This window comes from Nocardia sp. NPDC057227, from assembly GCF_042669725.1.
GTDB lineage: Bacteria > Actinomycetota > Actinomycetes > Mycobacteriales > Mycobacteriaceae > Nocardia > Nocardia asteroides_A.
In genome coordinates this window covers 142,760-162,146 of record NZ_JBHUXA010000005.1, presented here as the reverse complement: position 1 = coordinate 162,146, position 19,387 = coordinate 142,760, and the positions used below count along the sequence as shown (strand labels likewise).

20 protein-coding genes, 2 tRNA genes and 1 pseudogene are annotated in these 19,387 nt (G+C 72.1%); 13 read left to right on the top strand and 10 right to left on the bottom strand.

Annotated elements, in window-relative coordinates; translation table 11 throughout:
- Nucleotides 1-34: 34 nt before the first annotated feature.
- Entirely contained in the window at nucleotides 35-649 is a 615-nt protein-coding gene (locus ACFUJ1_RS10375; RefSeq protein ID WP_378644535.1) for a hypothetical protein, read from the top strand.
- A gap of 3 nt (nucleotides 650-652) precedes the next feature.
- On the opposite strand, the gene ACFUJ1_RS10370 is transcribed toward ACFUJ1_RS10375, so the two are convergent.
- A complete protein-coding gene (locus ACFUJ1_RS10370) occupies nucleotides 653-943 on the bottom strand; it encodes an AzlD domain-containing protein (protein WP_378644759.1) in 291 nt (96 codons plus the stop codon).
- Between the two features lie 8 nt (nucleotides 944-951).
- The gene (locus ACFUJ1_RS10365; RefSeq protein ID WP_378644534.1) at nucleotides 952-1,656 is read right to left on the bottom strand and encodes an AzlC family ABC transporter permease; all 705 of its coding nucleotides are present in this window, start codon (nucleotides 1,654-1,656) and stop codon (nucleotides 952-954) included.
- Nucleotides 1,657-1,724: 68 nt separating this feature from the next.
- Here ACFUJ1_RS10365 and ACFUJ1_RS10360 point away from each other — a divergent pair, with 68 nt between their 5' ends.
- Nucleotides 1,725-2,288, top strand: a complete 564-nt coding sequence (locus ACFUJ1_RS10360) for a helix-turn-helix domain-containing protein (protein WP_378644532.1) — start codon at nucleotides 1,725-1,727, stop codon at nucleotides 2,286-2,288.
- A 1-nt stretch (nucleotide 2,289) separates the two neighbouring features.
- Here the strand turns inward: ACFUJ1_RS10360 and ACFUJ1_RS10355 are convergent, their stop codons facing one another.
- Nucleotides 2,290-2,994 (bottom strand): HNH endonuclease, encoded by a 705-nt coding sequence (locus tag ACFUJ1_RS10355; RefSeq protein WP_378644531.1) that lies wholly within the window; start codon nucleotides 2,992-2,994, stop codon nucleotides 2,290-2,292.
- A gap of 241 nt (nucleotides 2,995-3,235) precedes the next feature.
- On the opposite strand from ACFUJ1_RS10355, the gene ACFUJ1_RS10350 reads away from it, so the two are divergent.
- Genes ACFUJ1_RS10350 through ACFUJ1_RS10335 form a run of 4 tightly spaced genes read left to right on the top strand, consistent with a single transcriptional unit; the run spans nucleotide 3,236 to nucleotide 6,024 of the window.
- Nucleotides 3,236-3,637 (top strand): globin, encoded by a 402-nt coding sequence (locus tag ACFUJ1_RS10350; protein WP_378644529.1) that lies wholly within the window; start codon nucleotides 3,236-3,238, stop codon nucleotides 3,635-3,637.
- A gap of 54 nt (nucleotides 3,638-3,691) precedes the next feature.
- On the top strand, nucleotides 3,692-5,275 hold the full coding sequence (locus ACFUJ1_RS10345) for a glycoside hydrolase family 13 protein (RefSeq protein ID WP_378644528.1): 1,584 nt from the start codon (nucleotides 3,692-3,694) through the stop codon (nucleotides 5,273-5,275).
- A 49-nt stretch (nucleotides 5,276-5,324) separates the two neighbouring features.
- Nucleotides 5,325-5,573: a hypothetical protein gene (locus tag ACFUJ1_RS10340; RefSeq protein WP_378644527.1), complete on the top strand. Its 249-nt coding sequence runs from the start codon at nucleotides 5,325-5,327 to the stop codon at nucleotides 5,571-5,573.
- Nucleotides 5,560-6,024, top strand: coding sequence for a DUF5130 domain-containing protein (locus ACFUJ1_RS10335; protein WP_378644526.1), 465 nt, complete (start codon nucleotides 5,560-5,562; stop codon nucleotides 6,022-6,024). The genes ACFUJ1_RS10340 and ACFUJ1_RS10335 overlap by 14 nt, the downstream gene beginning before the upstream one ends.
- 257 nt (nucleotides 6,025-6,281) lie before the next feature.
- Here the strand turns inward: ACFUJ1_RS10335 and pepN are convergent, their stop codons facing one another.
- A complete protein-coding gene (gene pepN, locus ACFUJ1_RS10330) occupies nucleotides 6,282-8,852 on the bottom strand; it encodes an aminopeptidase N (RefSeq protein ID WP_378644525.1) in 2,571 nt (856 codons plus the stop codon).
- 92 nt (nucleotides 8,853-8,944) lie between these two features.
- Between pepN and ACFUJ1_RS10325 the strand changes: the two genes are divergently transcribed.
- A complete protein-coding gene (locus ACFUJ1_RS10325) occupies nucleotides 8,945-9,784 on the top strand; it encodes a phosphoribosylaminoimidazolesuccinocarboxamide synthase (protein WP_378644524.1) in 840 nt (279 codons plus the stop codon).
- 4 nt (nucleotides 9,785-9,788) lie between these two features.
- On the opposite strand, the gene ACFUJ1_RS10320 is transcribed toward ACFUJ1_RS10325, so the two are convergent.
- From ACFUJ1_RS10320 to ACFUJ1_RS10305, 4 genes are all read right to left on the bottom strand, one after another.
- On the bottom strand, nucleotides 9,789-10,277 hold the full coding sequence (locus ACFUJ1_RS10320; RefSeq protein WP_378644523.1) for an NUDIX domain-containing protein: 489 nt from the start codon (nucleotides 10,275-10,277) through the stop codon (nucleotides 9,789-9,791).
- Nucleotides 10,274-11,497, bottom strand: coding sequence for an RNA polymerase sigma factor (locus ACFUJ1_RS10315; protein WP_378644522.1), 1,224 nt, complete (start codon nucleotides 11,495-11,497; stop codon nucleotides 10,274-10,276). The genes ACFUJ1_RS10320 and ACFUJ1_RS10315 overlap by 4 nt, the downstream gene beginning before the upstream one ends.
- Complete coding sequence (locus ACFUJ1_RS10310; protein WP_378644520.1) at nucleotides 11,494-11,886, bottom strand: YciI family protein; 393 nt, start codon at nucleotides 11,884-11,886, stop codon at nucleotides 11,494-11,496. Before ACFUJ1_RS10310 ends, ACFUJ1_RS10315 begins: the two co-directional genes overlap by 4 nt.
- 82 nt (nucleotides 11,887-11,968) lie before the next feature.
- Entirely contained in the window at nucleotides 11,969-13,204 is a 1,236-nt protein-coding gene (locus ACFUJ1_RS10305; protein WP_378644519.1) for an NAD(P)/FAD-dependent oxidoreductase, read from the bottom strand.
- 176 nt (nucleotides 13,205-13,380) lie between these two features.
- On the opposite strand from ACFUJ1_RS10305, the gene ACFUJ1_RS10300 reads away from it, so the two are divergent.
- On the top strand, nucleotides 13,381-14,010 hold the full coding sequence (locus ACFUJ1_RS10300) for a DsbA family protein (RefSeq protein ID WP_378644517.1): 630 nt from the start codon (nucleotides 13,381-13,383) through the stop codon (nucleotides 14,008-14,010).
- Nucleotides 14,011-14,362: 352 nt separating this feature from the next.
- Here the strand turns inward: ACFUJ1_RS10300 and ACFUJ1_RS10295 are convergent.
- Nucleotides 14,363-15,325, bottom strand: a pseudogene (locus ACFUJ1_RS10295) (M48 family metallopeptidase); the annotation flags it as partial.
- Here ACFUJ1_RS10295 and ACFUJ1_RS10290 point away from each other — a divergent pair.
- Together ACFUJ1_RS10290 and ACFUJ1_RS10285 are read left to right on the top strand one after the other, a co-directional pair.
- Nucleotides 15,299-15,772: a ribose-5-phosphate isomerase gene (locus ACFUJ1_RS10290; RefSeq protein ID WP_233016483.1), complete on the top strand. Its 474-nt coding sequence runs from the start codon at nucleotides 15,299-15,301 to the stop codon at nucleotides 15,770-15,772. The pseudogene ACFUJ1_RS10295 and the gene ACFUJ1_RS10290 overlap by 27 nt on opposite strands.
- A gap of 4 nt (nucleotides 15,773-15,776) precedes the next feature.
- Nucleotides 15,777-16,577 carry an Fpg/Nei family DNA glycosylase gene (locus ACFUJ1_RS10285; protein WP_378644516.1) on the top strand — a complete coding sequence of 267 codons (801 nt, stop codon included), beginning with the start codon at nucleotides 15,777-15,779 and terminating at the stop codon, nucleotides 16,575-16,577.
- On the opposite strand, the gene ACFUJ1_RS10280 is transcribed toward ACFUJ1_RS10285, so the two are convergent.
- A complete protein-coding gene (locus ACFUJ1_RS10280; RefSeq protein WP_378644514.1) occupies nucleotides 16,574-17,527 on the bottom strand; it encodes a diguanylate cyclase domain-containing protein in 954 nt (317 codons plus the stop codon). The genes ACFUJ1_RS10285 and ACFUJ1_RS10280 overlap by 4 nt on opposite strands.
- A gap of 701 nt (nucleotides 17,528-18,228) precedes the next feature.
- On the opposite strand from ACFUJ1_RS10280, the gene ACFUJ1_RS10275 reads away from it, so the two are divergent.
- The 3 genes from ACFUJ1_RS10275 (at nucleotide 18,229) to ACFUJ1_RS10265 (ending at nucleotide 19,385) form a co-directional block, all read left to right on the top strand.
- A tRNA-Gly gene (locus tag ACFUJ1_RS10275) sits at nucleotides 18,229-18,302 on the top strand.
- Nucleotides 18,303-18,333: 31 nt separating this feature from the next.
- Nucleotides 18,334-18,410, top strand: a tRNA-Pro gene (locus ACFUJ1_RS10270).
- Between the two features lie 468 nt (nucleotides 18,411-18,878).
- A complete protein-coding gene (locus ACFUJ1_RS10265; RefSeq protein WP_378644757.1) occupies nucleotides 18,879-19,385 on the top strand; it encodes a helix-turn-helix domain-containing protein in 507 nt (168 codons plus the stop codon).
- Nucleotides 19,386-19,387: the final 2 nt, after the last annotated feature.

The window sequence follows — 19,387 nt, the reverse complement described above, 5'->3', positions numbered from 1 at the left end:
CCTGCACGTCGCCGACCCGGCGGAGCGGGAGAACTTGGCGACCTTCGCGAATCGGGCGGTCCGGCTGGACCCGGCGGCGGTGATCCGGCTGCGCAGGCGCGGGCCGGAGCTGGTCTCGGCCTGGGCCGCGACCGGCTTCGAGACGCTCGCCGTACGGACGGTTTCCGCCGACCTCGCGCTGGACGACGTGACCGTCTCCGCCGACCTGCTGCTGAACGGGCTCGGCAGCGGGCTGCCGATCGACCTCGGCTACTCGCTCGACTCCGCCTGGCGCGGTGCGCTGCCGCCCGGCGGTGGGTGGGCGCACGTGGACGATGTGCCCGCACGCACGCTCGTCGAGCTGGCCGAGCGCGGGGTCGAGCTGGCCAGGGAGCACGGGAGCGGGCACGGGCCGCCCGCCTCGCTGCTCGACCAGCCGGTGCTCACCGTCACCGGGGACGGCGCCGAGGTGGCGGTGCCGATGCGGGTGGTCTTCGCGCTCACCGCGATGGACTTCATTCCGTTCTCCGGGGAGAAGGCGGATCCCCGCCGCATCCCCGCCGACGAGATCGTCCGGGTGCGCAGCACCCGGACCTGGTTCCGCATCGACGCCCGCTACGGATCGGTCGCCCGCAGGCACGGGGGCGGTATCTCGCTCACCGCCAACTGAGCGTCAGGCGACGCCGAACAGGCGGAGCCCGGCGGTGACCCCCGCCGCGGCGAGCACCACCACGAGCAGCGGGGCCCTGCGCCAGGCCAGGACGCCCGCGACCGCGACACCGCAGGGCAGCGCGAGCCCGATCCGCTCGCCGAGCGGGAACGTCTGCGTCGCCATCATGGCGGCGAGCAGCACCACCGCGGCGATCTCCAGCAGCTCGGTGACCCACGCCGGGAAGCGGACCCGCTCGCGCAGCAGCGGCCCCGCCGCACGCAGCGCGTAGGTGCCTGCCGCGAGCGCGAGCATCCCGGCGATCAGCACGGCGCCGGCTCTCGGGAATCCTCGGTCGGCCACGCGACCAGCAGCCCGGCCAGCGCGACCAGAACCGGGAGCCCGGCGGGCAGGAACGGGGTAACTGCTACCGCGGCCACCGCGCCGGTCAGCGCCGCCCGCCTGGTCCGGCGCCGCGCCAGCGCGGGGAGGATGAGGGCGAGCAGCACCGCGGGGAACACCGCGTCCAAGCCGAATGCCGCGGTATCCGGAACCAGGCTGCCGACGAGCGCGCCGAGCGCGGCCCCGGCGGGCCAGGCGAGCAGCACCCCGACCCCGCCGAGCCAGTAGGCGGCCCGCCGCCGCTCCGGCTCCGCCTCGGCGACCGCCAGCGCGACCGCCTCGTCGTTCATGACGTGCACGCCGAGCAGCCGCCGCGCCCCGCGCCCGACCACGTCCGGCACCGCGAGCCCGTACGGCAGGTGCCTGGTGTTCACCAGCAGCCCGGCCAGCACCGCGGCGACCACGCTGCCCCCCGCGCCGACGATCCCGACGAACAGGAACTCGGACCCACCGGCCAGCACCAGCACCGAGAGCAGCAGGGGCACCCACGCGGGCAACCCGGCCGCGACCGCCGTGGCGCCGTAGGAGATGCCGATGACGCCGACCGCAAGGCACACCGCGACGATGCCGCGCAGCGTGCCCCGATCCAGCACGTCGGGGATGAGTGTTCGCCATATCGAACGCATGACTTTTATAATGAACGCCGAGCGGCCGGTTCGTCAACGCGGCCCGTCCGCGTGGTTTCCTTGAGCGCATGACGAGGCCCGACCCCGCGCCGCCGCAGGCGGCGATCGCCGCCGCCCTGCGCCGCGAGCGCACCAGGACCGGCCTCTCCCTGAGCGAGGTCGCGAACCGCGCGGGCATCGCCAAATCCACGCTCTCCCAGCTGGAATCCGGGGCGGGGAACCCGAGCCTGGAAACCCTGTGGGCGCTCTGCGTCGCCCTCGACATGCCGTTCTCCCGGCTGCTCGACCCCCCGCACCCCGCGGTCCAGGTGATCCGCGCGGGGGAGGGGCCGGTCGTCGCCTCGGCCAAGGCCGACTACCGGGCGACGCTGCTGGCGGCGGGCCCGGTGCACGCGCGCCGCGACCTCTTCCGGATCACCAGCGAGCCGGGCCACGCCCGCGACTCCGACCCGCACATCCCCGGCGTGGTCGAGCACATCCTGCTCGCCGGGGGCCGCGCCCGGGTCGGCCCGAGCGAGGAGCCGGTGGAGCTGGCCCCCGGCGACTACATCTCCTACCCGGGCGACCGCCCGCACGTCTTCGAGGCGCTGGAGCCGGGCACCTGGGCGCTGCTCGTGGTCGAGTACACCTGACTCAGGCGGCGCCCTCGCCGAGATACTGCAGCCACTGCGGGTCCAGCTCCGCGGTGGTGGAGAGCAACCGCCAGTGCGGCCCCTTCGGCGAGACCAGCGGGGCGCGCAGCACCCAGCCCAGCTCGCTGAGCATCTTGTCGGCCTTGCGGTGGTTGCACGGCGCGCAGCTGGCCACGCAGTTCTCCCACGAGTGCTCGCCGCCGCGGCTGCGCGGGATCACGTGGTCGATGGTCTCGGCCTTGCCGCCGCAGTAGCCGCAGCGGTAGCGGTCGCGGTGCATGAGCGCGGCCCGCGTCATCGGGACCCGGGCGCGGTAGGGGACGCGCACGTAGGTGCGCAGCCGGATCACCGACGGCACGGCGACCGCGGCCTCGGCGGAGTGCACCACCGGGTTCTCCGGGTCCTGGTGCACCGGGTCGGCCTTGCCGCAGATGAGCAGCACGACGGCGCGCCGGGCGGAGAGCGCGGTGAGCGGCTCGAAGGTGGCGTTCAGCAGCAGCACCCGGCGCTTCAACCAACTGGGAGCCTCGGGTGGCGGGGCCGATCGCAGGAGCGGCACGTGGCCGGTGGGGTGGTGCGAACCCGGATATCGGTCGGACAGGATGTGCAGCGGAGTAGCCCCCGACCCACGACTGTGGACGTCGGCGGGCTGGAGTTGTCGGTGCCCACGCGCCTCGGGTGACCGGGCGCTGTGCCGCTGCTTCATCGGGAGACCTCGATTTCATGATTGGCAGGATCATGTGTTATCTCGGCTGAGACTGCCCCCCAGTTGACCACGGTTTCCGCTGGATTGCACGGTGATTTCGAGCAATCTCCGGTTAACGGCGGCTGAATCACACGGGGCGGGGTACCCAGTATCCCGGCCTCCGGCCCGTGGCGGCGCGGTCGCCGGGCAGGCGGCAGAATGGACCGCGGAACCGCACCCAGACCAGCCCCCGAGAGGACCCATGACTTCCGGCGAGCAAGCGACGTCGTTCTACGAGGAGATCGGCGGAGCCGAGACGTTCCGGCGGATCCTGACGATCTTCTACCGCGAGGTGGCGGTCGACCCGGTGCTCCGGCCGCTGTACCCGGAGGAGGATCTCGGCCCGGCCGAGCGCAGGCTGCGGATGTTCCTCGAGCAGTACTGGGGCGGCCCGCGCACCTACTCCGACGAGCGCGGCCACCCCCGGCTGCGGATGCGGCACATGCCGTACAGCATCGGCCCGATCGAGCGGGACGCCTGGCTGCGCTGCATGCGCACCGCGGTCGCGGAGATCGAACCCGAGGTCCTGGACGACGCGCACCGCGCGAAGCTCCTCGACTACCTGGAGATGGCGGCGAATTCGCTGATGAACGCGACGTGGTGAGCGGCATGGTGCCACGCCGGGCGTAATGCCCGTTTGTTCGGGCAGTATGACGGGATGACCGTTTCCCCCGCAGAGTCCACGCCCTGGTGGAAGTCGGCCGTCTTCTATCAGGTGTACCCGCGCTCGTTCGCCGACTCGAACGGTGACGGGGTCGGTGATCTCGGCGGCATCCGGGAGCGCCTCGGCTACCTGGAGCAGCTCGGGGTCGACGCGCTCTGGATCTGCCCGGTGATGCGCTCGCCGATGGCCGACGGCGGCTACGACGTGGCCGACCCGCGCGACATCGACCCGCTCTTCGGCGGCCTGCCCGCGATGGCGGAGCTGATCGCGGCGGCGCACGAGCGCGGCATCCGGGTCACCATGGACCTGGTCCCGAACCACACCAGCAGCGAGCACGCCTGGTTCCGGGCGGCGCTGGCGGCCGGGCCGGGCAGCCCCGAGCGGGCCCGCTACATCTTCCGCGACGGCAGGGGCGCCGACGGCTCCGAGCCGCCGAACAACTGGCCGAGCATCTTCCGCGGCCCGGCCTGGACCAGGATCGTGGAGCCGGACGGCAGGCCGGGGCAGTGGTACCTGCACATCTTCGCCGCCGAGCAGCCCGACCTGAACTGGGAGAACGCCGACGTCGTCGCCGACTTCGAGCAGACCCTGCGGTTCTGGCTGGACCGCGGCGTCGACGGCTTCCGGATCGACGTCGCGCACGGCATGGCCAAGCCGCCCGGCCTGCCGGACATGGCCAAGGTCGACACCAAGATGCTCGTCCACGACGACCACGACCCGCGCTTCAACAACCCGGGCGTGCACGACATCCACCGGCGCATCCGCAAGGTGATCGACGAGTACCCGAACGCGGTGAGCATCGGCGAGGTCTGGGTGGACGACAACGTCCGCTTCGGCGAGTACGTCCGCCCGGACGAGCTGCACCTGGCCTTCAACTTCCGGCTCGCCGAGACCTCCTTCGAGGCCGCCGACATCCGCGACGCGGTGGAGAACTCGCTGGCCGCGGTTGCCCCGGTCGGGGCGACCCCCACCTGGACGCTCTCCAACCACGACATCGAGCGCGAGGTCACCCGGTACGGCGGCGGGGCGCCCGGCGTCGCGCGGGCGCGGGCGATGGCGCTGCTCGAGCTCGCGCTCCCCGGCGTGGTCTTCGTCTACAACGGCGCCGAGCTCGGGCTGCCCAACGTGGACGACCTGCCGGACGAGGTGCTGCAGGACCCGGTCTGGGAGCGCTCCGGGCACACCGAGCGCGGCCGCGACGGGTGCCGGGTGCCGCTGCCCTGGTCCGGGGCCGCGCCGCCGTTCGGCTTCACCGACGGCGAGCAGAGCTGGCTGCCGATCCCCGCGGCGTGGGCCGATCGCACCGTCGAGGCGCAGCTGGCGCAGCCCGGCTCCGTGCTCGCGCTCTACCGCACCGCGCTCGAGCTGCGCCGCACCAGGCCGGAGTTCGCGGCCGACGGGCTGGAGTGGCTCGACGGCAACGCCGATACCGTCACGGTGCGCAGGCCGGGCGGGCTGACCTGCGTACTGAACGCCTCGAACGCCCCGATCGCGCTGCCGGAGGGGGAGCTGCTGCTGGCCAGCGGGCCGCTCGCGGACGGTGCGCTGCCGTCGGATACCGCCGCCTGGCTGGTCTGACGGTGGGTCGGAGGAAGAACTACTACACAGGATCGGATATCTTGGAGCCGTGAGCATTCTCGAGACTGTGCTGATTTTCGGCGGCGTTCCGCTGGTGATCTACGGTGCGATCGCCGGCCTGTCGTACCTCGGCAAGCCGCTGCCCGGCGAGAAGCCGGCGCACTACGAACTCGGTCAGCCGTGGACGGGTGAGCCGGTGCTGTGGAGTGCCACCGACGAGGTGATCGGGCACGGGCACCACGGTGGGCACGGTGCCGCCGCGGAACTGATCGGAGGCCGGGCAAGTGGCAAGTTCTAAGTGGCCCGCGGTGGTCGAGACCGACCTGCCGCACGGGTACGCGCTGACCAGCAGCGGCCGGGTCTCCGGGGTGCACGAGCCGGGTACCGAGTTCCGGCGTGCGCCGTTCTCCGACCACGAGCTGGTCGCCCTGGACAACGCGCTCATCGAGGGGACCAGGGCCACCGGGGTCCGGTTCACCGTCTTCATCGGTGACCTCGGCGGCGATCCGGCGGCAGGCGCGGACGCGCTGCTCCCGACCGTGCCCGACCCGGAGCGGGCCGTGCTCATCGCGGTCTCGCCCGACGATCGCGCCATCGAGGTGCGCTCCGGGCGCGCCATCGAGGATCGGGCCAACGACCGGGTCTGCCAGCTCGGCGTCACCGCCGCCTCCAGCTCGTTCCGCCAGGGGCAGTTGATCGACGGTCTCGTCTCCGCCGTCCGAGTCATGGCGGCGGCCATCGGCCGCTGACGCGGCCGCAAGTTTCGGCGCTACCGCGCCGGGAGGTCCCGTGCAGGCGCCCGGACGTCTCGGGCAGGTACGCCGAGGTCTCGGGCAGGTACGCCGTGGTCCCGCGCGAATGGGGCGAAATCCGGGCTACCGGGTGACGCCGAGTCGGCTTTGGCCGTCGGCGACCGGCAGGCCGCCGCCGAGGCCCCGGCTCCGCTGCGCAGCAGCACACTTCCGCGTCCGGAGCGGTCCGTTCAGGACCGCGCCGGACGCGTTTTCTACTCCCGGTCGAAGGCGCGGGCGCGCAGGGCGCGCTCGACGCCGGCTTTGCCCTCGCTGACCAGGCGGTACAGCGCGGGCGGGTGATCACCCGCGAGGAACTCGTCCGCCTTGGCGACCGCCTCCTCGGTGATCACCCAGGACGGGTACAGCCCCACAACGACGGTCTGCGCGACCTCGCTGGAGCGCCGCTCCCACACCCGCGCGATATCGCCGAAGTAGCGATCGAGGTACGGCGCGACCAGCTCGCCCTGCCCGGTCGGCGCGAACCCGCCGACGATGGCGCGCGCGGTGATGTTCGGCACCGCGTCGTCCTCCATGACGGTCGCCCACGCCTGCGCCTTGACCTCGGCGATCGGCCGCGCCACCGCGGCGGCCGCCGCCTGCCGCTTACCCGCCGCGGTCGGGTCGCCCGCCAGCTCCTTGTCGATGGCGGGCGATTCGGTGCCGTCGGCGTCGAGCTCGCCCGCCGCGGCCAGCGCCGCCACGATCCGCCAGCGCAGATCGGTGTCGACCAGCAGCCCGGGCAGCCCGACCCCGGCCGGATCGCCGTCGAGCAGCTCGCGCAGCACCTCGGTGTGCCGGGCGGAGAGCCGGGCCGCGGCCAGCGCGTTGACGAAGGCGAGCTGGTGGTCCGAGCCGGCCTCGGCCTCGCGTGCCAGCTCCAGCAGCCGGTTGGCGAAGTCCGGCCAGCCGGTGCCGCTCGCCCACTCCGGCTCGGCGTAGGAGGCCAGCGTGGCGTGCGCCTGCATGAGCAGCCGCTGCACCACGCCGATCTCGGACTCCGCGCCGACCCCGCGCTGCACCAGCGCGACGAAATCGCGGGCCTTGAACTCGGCCTGCCTGGTCATCTCCCAGGCCGCCGACCAGGCCAGCGTGCGCGACAGCGGCTCGGCGATATCGGCGATCCGGTTGACGAGCACGTCCAGCGAATCCGGGTCCAGCCGCACCGAGCAGTAGGTCAGGTCGTCCTCGTTGACCAGCACGAACTTGCCGCGCGGGACGCCGATCAGCTGCGGCACCTCGGTGCGCTCGGCGGCCTCCAGATCCAGCTCGATCCGGGTGGTGCGGACCAGCTTGCCGTCCTGCTCGTCGTAGACGCCGACGGCGAGCCGGTGCACCCGGTGCTCGCCCGCGCCCGGCGCGGCGCCCTCCTGCACCACCGCGAACGAGGTGAAGGCGCCGTCCGCGCCCACCTCGAACTCCGGTCGCAGGATGTTCAGCCCGGTGGTCTTGAGCCACTGCGCGCCCCAGCCGGAGAGATCGCGCCCGGACGACTTCTCCAGCGCGGCCAGCAGGTCACCGAAGGTCGCGTTGCCGTAGGCGTGGTCGGCGAAGTAGGCGCGCAGCCCGGCCAGGAACGGCTCCAGCCCGACGTAGGCGACCAGCTGCTTGAGCACGCTGGCGCCCTTGGCGTAGGTGATGCCGTCGAAGTTGACCTCGACCGCGGCCAGGTCGGGGATGTCGGCGGCGATCGGGTGCGTCGACGGCAGCTGGTCCTGCCGGTACGCCCAGGACTTCTCGACGTTGGCGAAGGTGGTCCAGGCGCTGGTGTACTCGGTCGCCTCGGCCTGGCAGAGCACCGAGGCGAAGGTGGCGAACGACTCGTTCAGCCACAGGTCGTCCCACCACTTCATGGTGACCAGGTCGCCGAACCACATGTGCGCCATCTCGTGCAGCACGGTCTCGGCGCGGCGCTCGTAGGAGGCCCTGGTCACCTTGGAGCGGAAGACGTAGTCCTCGAGGAAGGTGACGGCGCCCGCGTTCTCCATGGCGCCCGCGTTGAACTCGGGCACGAAGAGCTGGTCGTACTTGCCGAAGGCGTAGGGGACGCCGAAGTTGCCGTGGTAGAAGGCGAAACCCTGCTTGGTCTCGGTGAAGAGCCGCTCGGCGTCCATGAAGTCGGCGAGCGAGGAGCGGCAGTAGATGCCGAGCGGGATGGTGCCGTGCTCGTCGGTGTAGGCGTCGGTCCACCGTGCGTACGGCCCGGCGATCAGCGCAACCAGGTAGGTGCTCAGCCGCGGCGTGGTGGCGAAGACGTGGGTGCCGGGCGCGGCGCTCTCGCCCGCGCCGTTGGAGATCACCTGCCAGTCCGTCGGCGCGGTGACCGTGACGTCGAAGGTGGCCTTGAGGTCCGGCTGGTCGAAGCAGGCGAACATGCGCTTGGCGTCGGCCGTCTCGAACTGCGAGTACAGGTAGACGGCGCCGTCGGCGGGGTCGACGAAGCGGTGCAGCCCCTCGCCGGTGTGCGAGTACTCGCAGTCGGCCTCGACCACCAGCTCGTTGCGCTCGGCCAGGTCGGTCAGCGCGATGCCCGCGGACTCGTCGTAGCCGCTGACGTCGAGCGCGGTGCCGTTCAGCGCGGCGGAGCGCACCGAGCGGGCGACGATGTCGACGAAGGTGCTCGCACCCGGGGTCGCGGTGAAGGTGATCACGGTGTGGGAGCGGAAGGTTCCCTCGCCCGGTTTGCCCGCGCCGTCGGTCAGGTCGAGGTCGATGCGGTAGTTCTCGACCTGCACCGTCGCGGCGCGCTCGATCGCCTGGTCGCGTGTCAGGTTGGGTGCGGACACAGTGCTCCTTCAGGTTCGAGGGTGTTGCGTACAGTCAATCACCTGGACGGCGCGCGATGTCGTGTCGGTAACGACGGAGACGGAGGGTCTGGGTGAAGCACGTACACGCGGGGAAGGTCAGGGACCTGTACGAGGACGGCGACACCCTGCTGCTGGTCGCCTCCGATCGGGTCTCGGTCTACGACGTGTCACTGCCGACCCCGATCCCGGAGAAGGGCGCGCTGCTCACCCAGCTCTCGAACTGGTGGTTCGAATTCTTCGGCGACATCCCGAACCACGTGCTCTCCACCACCGACGTCCCCGCCGAGTTCGCCGGGCGCGCCATCCGGGTGCAGCCGCTGCGCATGGTCCAGGTCGAGTGCATCGCCCGCGGCTACCTGGTCGGCATGGGGCTGCGCGAGTACCAGCGCGACGGCGCGGTCTCCGGCGTGAAACTCCCCGCCGGGCTGCGCGAGGGCGACCGGCTGCCCGAGCCGATCTTCACCCCGACCACCAAGATCTCCGATACCGGGCACGACGAGTTCCTGACCTTCGCCGAGGTGGTCGACCAGGAGGGGCGCGAGGTCGCCGAGCGGCTGCGCGACCTGACCCTGGAGATCTACTCCCGCGGCGCCGCGCACGCCGCCGAGCACGGGGTGATCGTGGCCGACACCAAGGTCGAGTTCGGCTGGGCCGGCGACGTTCTCACCCTCGGCGACGAGGTGCTGACCTCGGACTCGTCCCGCTTCTGGCCCGCCGCGGAGTGGGAGCCGGGGCGCCCGCAGCGCTCCTTCGACAAGCAGTTCGTGCGGGACTGGGCCACCTCCACCGGGTGGGACAGGGAGCCGCCGGGGCCGGAGATCCCGGCCGATATCGTCGAGGCGACGCGGGCCAGGTACGTGCAGGCGTACGAACTGGTCACCGGCCGCACCTGGGCGGGCGTCCCGGCCTGATCGGTCAGCCCGGCTCGCCGCCCAGGTGCTGCGCGAGCCGGTCCAGGAAGGGCCGCGGCCCGGAGCCGAGTTTCTCCCGTGCGGTCGCCAGGTCGAACCACGCCACCCGATCCAGCTCGGGGAACGCGGTGATCTTCCCCGAGCGCGGCGGCCACTCCAGGTCGAAGGTGCCCGGCACGATCGCCGCCGGATCCAGCTCGCCGCGCACGGCCCAGGCCGTCAGGTTCTTGTGGTTCCGCCCGCTGCGGTAGCGCACCGCGCCGAGCGCGCTCCACTCGCCCGCAGGCACCGGAAGCCCCAGCTCCTCGGTGAACTCCCGCGCGGCGGCGGCCTCCGCGTCCTCGCCGTCCGGGTCGTACTCACCCTTGGGCAGCGTCCAGGCGCTCGCGTCCTTCTTCGCCCAGAAGGGCCCGCCCATGTGCCCGAGCAGCACCTCGACCCCCGGCCCCGACCCCCGGTACAGCAGCACGCCCGCGCTGAACGTTTCGCTCACGGTCCAGCAGTATGCCGCAGCCGGGCGGCGCGCAGCGTGAGGTAGTCGCGCTCGGGTGTGCTCGTGGTCGCCGCCGCGGCCGCGTCGTAGTGCGCGACGGCGGCCGCGGCGTCACCGGCGATCTCGCGCAGGTGCCCGCGCACCGCGTCCAGCCGGTGGCTGCTGGCGAAGGCCGCCTCCAGCCCATCGGTCGCCGCCAGCCCGGCGGCCGGACCGTGCACCATGGCCACCGCGACCGCGCGGTTCAGCGTGACCACCGGGCTCGGCGCCACCCGCTCCAGCACGGTGTAGAGCGCGAGGATCCCCGCCCAGTCGGTCTCCTCGACCCGCAGCGCCTGCGCGTGCAGCGCCGCGACCGCCGCCTGGATCCGGTACGGCCCGCCCAGCCCGGCGCCGATCGCCGCGGTCGCCAGCCGGACGCCCTCGCCGATCATGGCGCGATCCCAGCGCCCGCGGTCCTGCTCGGTCAGCGGGATCAGCTCGCCGTGCGGCCCGGTGCGCGCACCCCGCCTGGCATCGGTGAGCAGCAGCAGCGCGAGCAACCCGGTGACCTCGGGGTCGTCCGGCAGCAGCCGGTGCAGGGCGCGGGTCAGCCGGACCGCCTCGGCGGCCAGGTCGGCGCGGTGCAGCTCGGCGCCCGCGCTGGCGGTGTGGCCCTCGGTGAAGATCACGTACAGCACCCGGAGCACCGGTTCCAGTCGCTCCCGCCTGGCCGCGGGGTCCGGCCGGACGAACGGCAGCCCGGCGACCCGCTTCTTCGCGCGCGAGATGCGCTGCGCCATCGTCGCCTCCGGCACCAGGAAGGCGGCGGCGATCGCCCTGGTCTCCAGTCCGCCGACGGCGCGCAGGGTGAGCGCGACGGCCGCCGCCTCCGGCAGCGCCGGGTGGCAGCAGAGCACGTACATGGCGAGGGTGTCGTCGCGCGCGGGCACCTCGGCGTCGGTGACCTCCCGGTCGAAGACGGCCTCCTCGCGCCTGCGCCTGGCCACCTCGGCGCGCACGGTGTCCACCAGCCGCCGCTGTGCGACCTGGAGCAGCCAGCCGCGCGGATTGTCCGGCAGCCCCTCGTCGGGCCACTGGGTCGCGGCGGCGATCAGCGCCTCCTGCACCGCGTCCTCGGCGGCGCCGAAATCGCCGGACCGCCGGGCGAGCACCCCGAGCACCTGCGGGGCGAGCTCGCGCAGCAGCAGTTCCAGCTCGGGCGGCTGCCCCGCCCTCACTGCCCGGCGGACATCACGGCGCGCACCTCGATGAACTCGCCGATCGGCGCACCGCCCGGCCCCGGCGCGGCCGACATCAGCGCGGCGATCTCCACCGCGCGCTCCCGGCTCGCCACGTCGACCACCAGGTACCCGGCCAGGAATTCCTTCGTCTCCGGAAACGGCCCGTCGGTGACCACCGGCGCGGTGCGCCCGTCCGAGTGCACCACCAGCGCCTGGTCCGGCCCGGCCAGCCCCTGCGCGTCGACCAGCTCGCCCGCGGCGGCCAGCTGCGCGCCGAGCGTGCGCTGGAAGTCGATGTGCGCGGCGATGTCCGCCGGGTCCCACTCGGGCAGCGCCGTGCCGCAGTAGGCGGCGGGGGAGTGCGACTTCAACAGCATGTACTTCACGGCCTGCTCCTCGGTGCGGGCGCCCGGCGGGCGCGCTCACAGCATGGTCGGAGCCGATCACGCCCGCTCGACACGGTTCGGGTCACAGCTCGGCGGAGGTGTCGGCCAGCCGCTCCGGATCGACCGGCTCGCCCGCGGCGACGAGCTCGCGGATCCGGTCGGTGACGTCCCAGACGTTGACGTTCATGCCGGCCAGCACCCGGTTCTCGCCGTCCAGCCAGAAGGCGACGAACTCCCTGGCCCCGGTGTCGCCGCGGAGCACGACCCGCTCGGCGGCGCCGCGCGCGACGTAGCCGGTGTACTCCATGCCGAGGTCGTACTGGTCGGTGAAGAAGTACGGGATCCGGTCGTAGCTCGCCTCCCGGCCGAGCATGGTCTTCGCCGCGACCTCGGGCTGGTTCAGCGCGGTCGCCCAGTGCTCCACCCGGATCCGGCCGCCGAGCACCGGGTGCTGCTGCTCGGCGATATCGCCGACCGCGACGATGTCCGGGTCGCTGGTGCTCAGGTGCTCGTCGACCAGGACGCCCCCGTCGGTGTCGAGCCCGGCGGCCTCGGCCAGCCCGATCTCCGGGACGGCGCCGACCGCGATCAGCACGGCATCCGCCTCGATCTCCGTGCCGTCGTCCAGCCGCAGCCCGGTCGCGACCCGGACCGCACCCGCGTCCCGCGTGGTGATCTCCGCGACGCCGGTGTTCAGCCGCAGGTCGACGTCGTGCTCGCGGTGCAGCCCGGCGAAGACCGCGCCCATCTCCGGGCCGAGCACGCCGAGCAAGGGCTGCTCCGCGTTCTCGACGACGGTCACCGCGACGTCCGCGTTGCGCGCCGCCGCCGCCACCTCCAGCCCGATCCAGCCGGCGCCGATCACCGCGAGCCGCCGGGTGCCGCCCGCGAAGAGCTCGCGCAGCGTGTCGGAGTCGTCGAGGGTGCGCAGCGTGTAGACGTTCGGGGCGTCCGCGCCGGGCAAGTCCAGGGTGCGCGGGCGGGAGCCGGTGGCCAGCGCGAGCTTGTCGTAGGCGAGCGTCGACCCGTCCGGCAGCGTGACGGTGTGCGCGGCCGGGTCGATCGCGCGCACCTCGGTGCCGAGCAGCAGCTCGACCCGGTGGTCGCGGTACCAGGCGTCCGGCGCGACGGTGAACTCGGCGAACGGTTTGTCGCCCGCCAGGTGCTCCTTGGAGAGCGGCGGGCGCTCGTAGGGCAGGTGCTCCTCCGCCCCGATCACCGTGATCAGGCCGTCGAAATCGTTGTCCCGCAGCGCCTTCGCCACACCCGCACCGCCGAGACCTGCGCCGACGACGATGAAACGACGATCCGAGGTCATGACGGACTCCTCACGGTGGAAGGGCCTGGCGGCGACCCCGCCCACCCTAGTGCCGGTCGCCGCGCGTGAGCCGGGGAATCGCGGCGCGGTTCGGGAACGATTCGCCACCCGGGGTGGTTGCTGCAGGAGAGGGTGGCGCGCGCCACCGCGACCGAGGCTGTGGAAGGACTCCGACCGTGAGCAAGGATGTTGCCGACTTCTGGTTCGACCCGCTGTGCCCGTGGTGCTGGATCACCTCGCGCTGGATCCTCGAGGTGGAGCAGGTGCGCGATATCGACGCCCGCTTCCACGTCATGAGCCTCGCGGTGCTGAACGAGGGCAAGGACCTGCCCGACCAGTACCGCGAGATGATGAAGACCGCGTGGGGCCCGGTCCGGGTGGCGATCGCCGCCGCGCAGAAGCACGGCGACGAGATCCTGTCCGACCTCTACACCGCGCTCGGCTCCCGCATCCACAACCGCAAGGACGAGTACGAGCGCGAGACCCGCCAGGAGACGCTGGCCGCCGTGATCGCCGACTCGCTCGCCGAGCTGGGGCTGCCCGCCGAGCTCGCCGAGGCGGCCGAGAGCACCGAGTACGACGAGGCGCTGCGCGCCAGCCACCACGCGGGCATGGACAAGGTCGGTGACGACGTCGGCACGCCGACCATCCACATCAACGGCGTCGCCTTCTTCGGCCCGGTGCTCTCCCGCATCCCGCGCGGCGAGGACGCGGGCAAGGTCTGGGACGGTGCCGTCGCGCTCGCCTCCTACCCGCACTTCTTCGAGCTCAAGCGGAGCAGGCACGAGGGGCCCGAGTTCGACTGAGCGGCGGGTCCTAGTTCGCCGGGTTCGGTCCGCCGGGCCCGGCGCTGTCCGTAGTGCCGGGGTCGCCCGGGGTCCCGTAGCCACCCGGGTTGCCGTGGCCGGTCGGGCGGCCGGGGTCGGCAGGGGGAACCGCGCCCGGGCCCCACGCCCCCTGCGGCACAGCGCTCCACGACGGCCCGGTGCCATAGGGCGGCGGGTGTGGGCCGGAACCGGCGGGAGTCCCCGGCCCGTACGCCCCCTGACTCGTCGGCGGCGCCGCGTACGCCCCCGTTTCGTAGGGCGCACCCGCATGCGGCCCCTGCACCACCCCCTTGTCGAGCGGCACCGCCCGATACGGCGGCGGGTACCCCGGCGCGTACGGCGGCTGCACCGGCGCCGCCGGCCACCAGAACAACTTCCCGTGCCTGCTCCGATCCCGCAGCGCCCACATCCGCCAGGTCAGCACCGGGTGCGAGGAGAGCGCGTTCACCAGCCAGATGAAGAACGCCCGCTCCGAGGCGGCCCGATCCGCCATCTCGTCGAACCGCACCGACGAGTTCAGGTACTTACCCGCGCCGAGCGTGCCCATCGCCCCTGCCGCCCCGGTGTGCCGGTTGCAGTACCCGTGGTTGTCCGCGGTGTACTCCTGCGCGCGGATCAGCGCGGAGCCGAGCAGCGGCAGGAACGGCGCGAGGAACATGCCGAGCTGCCGCCAGTAGGAGACGTGCCCGGCCGCGATGTGCCCGACCTCGTGCCCGATGATGAACGCCAGCCCGTCCGGCTCCCGCGCCGCGCCGCCGATCTCGAACAGATCGCTGTACACCACCACGTACCGCCGGAACCCGTGCCCGGAGGCGAAGGCGTTGATCTGCCCGTTGCCGAGCAGCACGTACGCCTCCGGCGCCTGCTTCATCCCGAACCGCGCCGCGGCCTCCTGCACCAGGCGGTAGCCGTCGGGGAACTGGGTCGGCGACATCTTGACCGCGCCTACCCGCTGCGACGCGTAGTTCACGCCGCGCCCGAACCACACCACGATCGGCGCTCCGGCGATCAGCAGCACGTACTGGTTGACGCTGCCCGTCACCAGCACGGCGAGCGCGATCAGATACCCGATGACGGTCACCACGATCACCACCACGAGCAGCGGGATCTCCCAGGTGTGCCTGGCGGGCAGGCCGAAGGGCGAGAGCCCGCGCGGCGCGGGCGCTGACGGCGGCGGATGGTACGGCTGCATGGGAAGAACTTTAGGCAGGAGCGGCCCGACCCGCCCCCGTGCGGCCTCGGAAACGCGCCTGACACAATCGCTGCCATGCGCGTATACCTGGGTGCCGACCATGCCGGCTTCGAGCTGAAGAACACCGTGAAGGCCCACCTCGAGCAGGCGGGGCACGACGTCGTCGACTGCGGCGCCCTGGAGTACGACGCGCTCGACGACTACCCCGCGTTCTGCATCGAGGCGGCCCGGCGCACCGTGGCCGATCCGGGCAGCCTCGGCCTGGTCTTCGGCGGCAGCGGCAACGGCGAGCAGATCGCCGCGAACAAGGTGCCCGGCGCCCGCTGTGCCCTCGGCTGGAGCGTCGAGACCGCGCAGCTCGCCCGCCAGCACAACAACGCCCAGCTCATCGGCATCGGCGGCCGCATGCACTCGGCCGAGGAGGCGCTGGCCATCGTGGACGCCTTCGTCAGCACCCCGTGGTCGGACGAGGAGCGGCACCAGCGCCGGATCGACATCCTGGCCGAGTACGAGAAGACCGGCGTTCCGCCGGCGCTGCCCGCCTCCTGACCCCGTGCCGGAGGGCCACACCCTGCACCGGCTCGCGAAGCTGCACCGGACGCGCTATGCCGGTGCGCCGGTGCGGGTCCGGAGCCCGCAGGGTCGCTTCGCCGCCGGTGCCGCGCTGGTCGACGGCCAGGTGCTGACCCGCGCCGAGGCGTACGGCAAGCACCTGCTGCACCACTACGAGTCCGGCCTCGCCGTGCACGTGCACCTCGGTCTGTACGGCGTCTTCACCGAGGTGCCGCTGCCGATGGGCGAGCCGACCGGCCAGGTGCGGATGCGCATGGTCGGCGCCGCCGGGTTCGGCACCGACCTGCGCGGCCCGACCGCCTGCGAGGTGCTGAACCGGGCCGAGGTCGCCGCGCTCGCCGACCGGCTCGGCCCCGACCCGCTGCGCCGCGGCGCCGACCCGGCCCGCGCGCTGGACCGGATCCACCGCTCGCGCAGGCCGATCGGCGCGCTGCTGATGGATCAGAAGGTGGTCGCCGGGATCGGCAACATCTACCGCGCGGAGCTGCTCTTCCGGCACGGCGTCTCGCCCTTCCGCCCCGGCGTCGAGCTGGGCGCGCAGGAGTGGGCGGCCATGTGGACGGATCTGGTCGCGCTCATGCGGGTCGGGGTGCGGGTCGGCAAGATCGTGGTCATCCGCCCCGAGGACGACCACGGCGCCCCCGCGTACGGCCCGGACCGGCCGCGCACCTACGTCTATCGCAGGCAGGGCGAGCCCTGCCGGATCTGCGCGACCCCCGTCGCGCACGCCGTGCTCGAGGCGCGAAATCTGTTCTGGTGCCCCGGGTGCCAGCCCGGTTAGCCTGCGACGGCGGTGCCGAGGTCGTTGCCGCCGGACTCCGCCGGGGCGTAGCGCCGCCCGCCCGCGGTCTTCGCCGAGTACATGGCGCCGTCCGCGCGGCTCAGCAGCTCGGTGAAGTCGCACGGGGTGCCCGGCAGGTTGTAGGCGGTGCCGACGCTCGCCGAGACCGGAACCGGGCCGACGCTGGACCACACCGGTTCGCGCAGCGCGCCGACGATCACGGTCGCGAGCTCGGTGAGCGCGGTCGGCGAGACGCTGCCCGCCAGCACGAATTCGTCACCGCCGTATCGGCAGATGATCATCTCCGGGGTGCTCACCTCGCGCAGCCTGCGGGAGAGCTCGACCAGGACCTCGTCACCCACCGCGTGGCCGTAGCCGTCGTTGATCTGCTTGAAGCGGTCCAGGTCGACGACGAGCACGCCGATGCCCTTGCTGCGGTCGGCCGCGATGGCGCGGACCCGGTCCAATAGCAGGGTGCGATTGGCGAGATCGGTCAATGCGTCGTGCGTCGCCTCGTGCCGCAGCCGGTGCTGCAGCGCGGCGATCTCGCGCATCCGATGTGACGTCTTGGCCTCTTGCTTCTCTTTCTCCTTCTCGAGCGCGCGTTCCTGCAATGTCTCCGCATAGCTGTCGATGGCCTGGCTGGCAACCAGCGGCCAGCGCGTCGCGACCAGGGAACCCGGTGTGCCCGACGGGAAGCCGAGCAGCCAGCGGGTGGCCTGCGCGAGCATGCGCGTGCGTTCGAAGGGCTCCTCGGCCAGGATGGCGCCGAGCCTGCGCGCCTCCCGCACCGGGAACGGCTCCGACCCGGCCAGGTACAGCAGCCGCTGGATGATCTCGGTCAGCTTCGGTTCGACCTGGCGCACGGTCGTGCTCGACCCCGGCTCGGCGCAGATCGCCTGCGCCCATGCCCTGGCCATGACGGCGACCGGTGGCTCGAAGGTCGACATCGAGATCACCGGCGATGGGTGACGTGGAAGCCCGTGCCACAGGTACCTGCGTCACCCCGATAGAGCCCACTGCTATGCGGTCGGGTCCACCGAGTTCGGTGCACGCTCACCGCCCCCTTTCCAGATACCCCCGTCCGGCAAAAAGGATCCTAGCAAGCCACTCGGCACCGAAAAACGCCACTTGACAATGGTTGTCGGGGTTCACGGCACCGGTTGATGGCGATGGGGAGAGTATGACACCGCCGTGACCTCCGCGTGACATAAGCGCCTGTTGTTCGCTGCTCGATCGCGGCCGGCGGTTCACGCCTCCGCACCCGGTGGAGCGCGCCCCGCCGCCCCCGGGTGTGCGGAGTTCGCCACCGCCATCGACCGCACGGGGTGCGCGCGCCGGGCTCCGCCCCCGGCGACGTGCGCAGAACTCCCCATGCTTCCCCTGCCGATCACGCTCCGACGATGCTGGCCGACCCGCTCCGGCGCCGCCGGATCGGGTCGTGCCTCCATGTTTGCTCGCATTGCCCGAAACCGCCGCGATTTCCGGGAACATACTGCTGTTTATTTTTCGGAGCTCGCCTGATGCCCGCCCGCCCGTCAACCCCCCTCACGCCAGCGCCGCCACCCCCGTGATTGGCGCAAGCGGTCCGCCGTTCGGTACAGTCGGCTCGCACACGACATCGTGGCGATCCCATTGATGTCGTATGCCTGCGGGTGTAGTTCAATGGTAGAACCTCAGCCTTCCAAGCTGATGGTGCGGGTTCGATTCCCGTCACCCGCTCCACGGACGGACCCCTCGGCGCCGCCCGAGGTCACGGGGTGTGGCGCAGCTTGGTAGCGCATCCGCTTTGGGAGCGGAGGGTCGCAGGTTCAAATCCTGTCACCCCGACCATTTTCTCGGCGGAGCGCTGCCCTGATCGAGGGCTGGGCGACCGCCGCGGCAGGGCTTATCGGTCGAGGTACAGCCGCTCGTTGGGTAGCCGCTACAGGCCCTCTGTCCCTGAGACCGTCACGGTAACCGCCTCGACGTAGCGTCGCCGCTGGTGCTCCTGGACGAATGTGAGTGCCGCCGTCAAGCAGGCCACATAATTCAGCCGCGTGCCGCGCAAGACCACCGACAGCCGGACGTCCGGCTCCTCTGGAAGCGGTGAATCCGGCGTTCTGCTCAACGGGCCACCTCGACGGCCAGCGACATTCTCATGGTGACTACCTCTCCGGCGGCACTCTGGATGGAGGGCACCCGGCACCGGGGGCTTTCGCCACCCGCCCACCGCCATGGCGGGCCAGTGCGCTGGATGAGCGTTCCTGCGTCGGCCCGGTACCGAGTGCCGGGCTCGACCGTAGGCCGGGGTAGTCGCCGATCCTGTTCGGCAATAGCGGATTTCGAATCCGCAGATCAATCGGGATGACCCAGGCGGAGTTGGGTGCACTCTTGCACCTCACGCAGCCGGGTGTTTCGCAGCTCGAGCACGACGGGCCGGCCAGCCACGATCTGCGCGTACTCCGCCGCGTGGCGAAAGCGCTGCAGGTGCCGCTCGCTGTGCTGGCAGCAGAGTCGGATGAGGAGGCGGACGTGCGACGTCGGCAGTTCTTCGCAACAGGTGCGGTCGGAGTCGGTGCGGTCGCGGCTGGGAGTTGGCCCGAGGGGGCTCGCGAACCGACGCCGTCCCGTGGCAGTGTCGGCATCACGGATGTCGACCGAATCATGCGTTGTGTCGACAGAATTCACGAACTCCCGTTGACGGCTGGTGGCGACCGCCTCTGTGACATTGCCGCCAACGAAGTACGTTTCGTCGAGCACCTTCTCGAGCGCGGCAGTTATAGCGACAAGGTGGTCGCGCGCTCACCAGTGCCGGTGCCGAAATGATG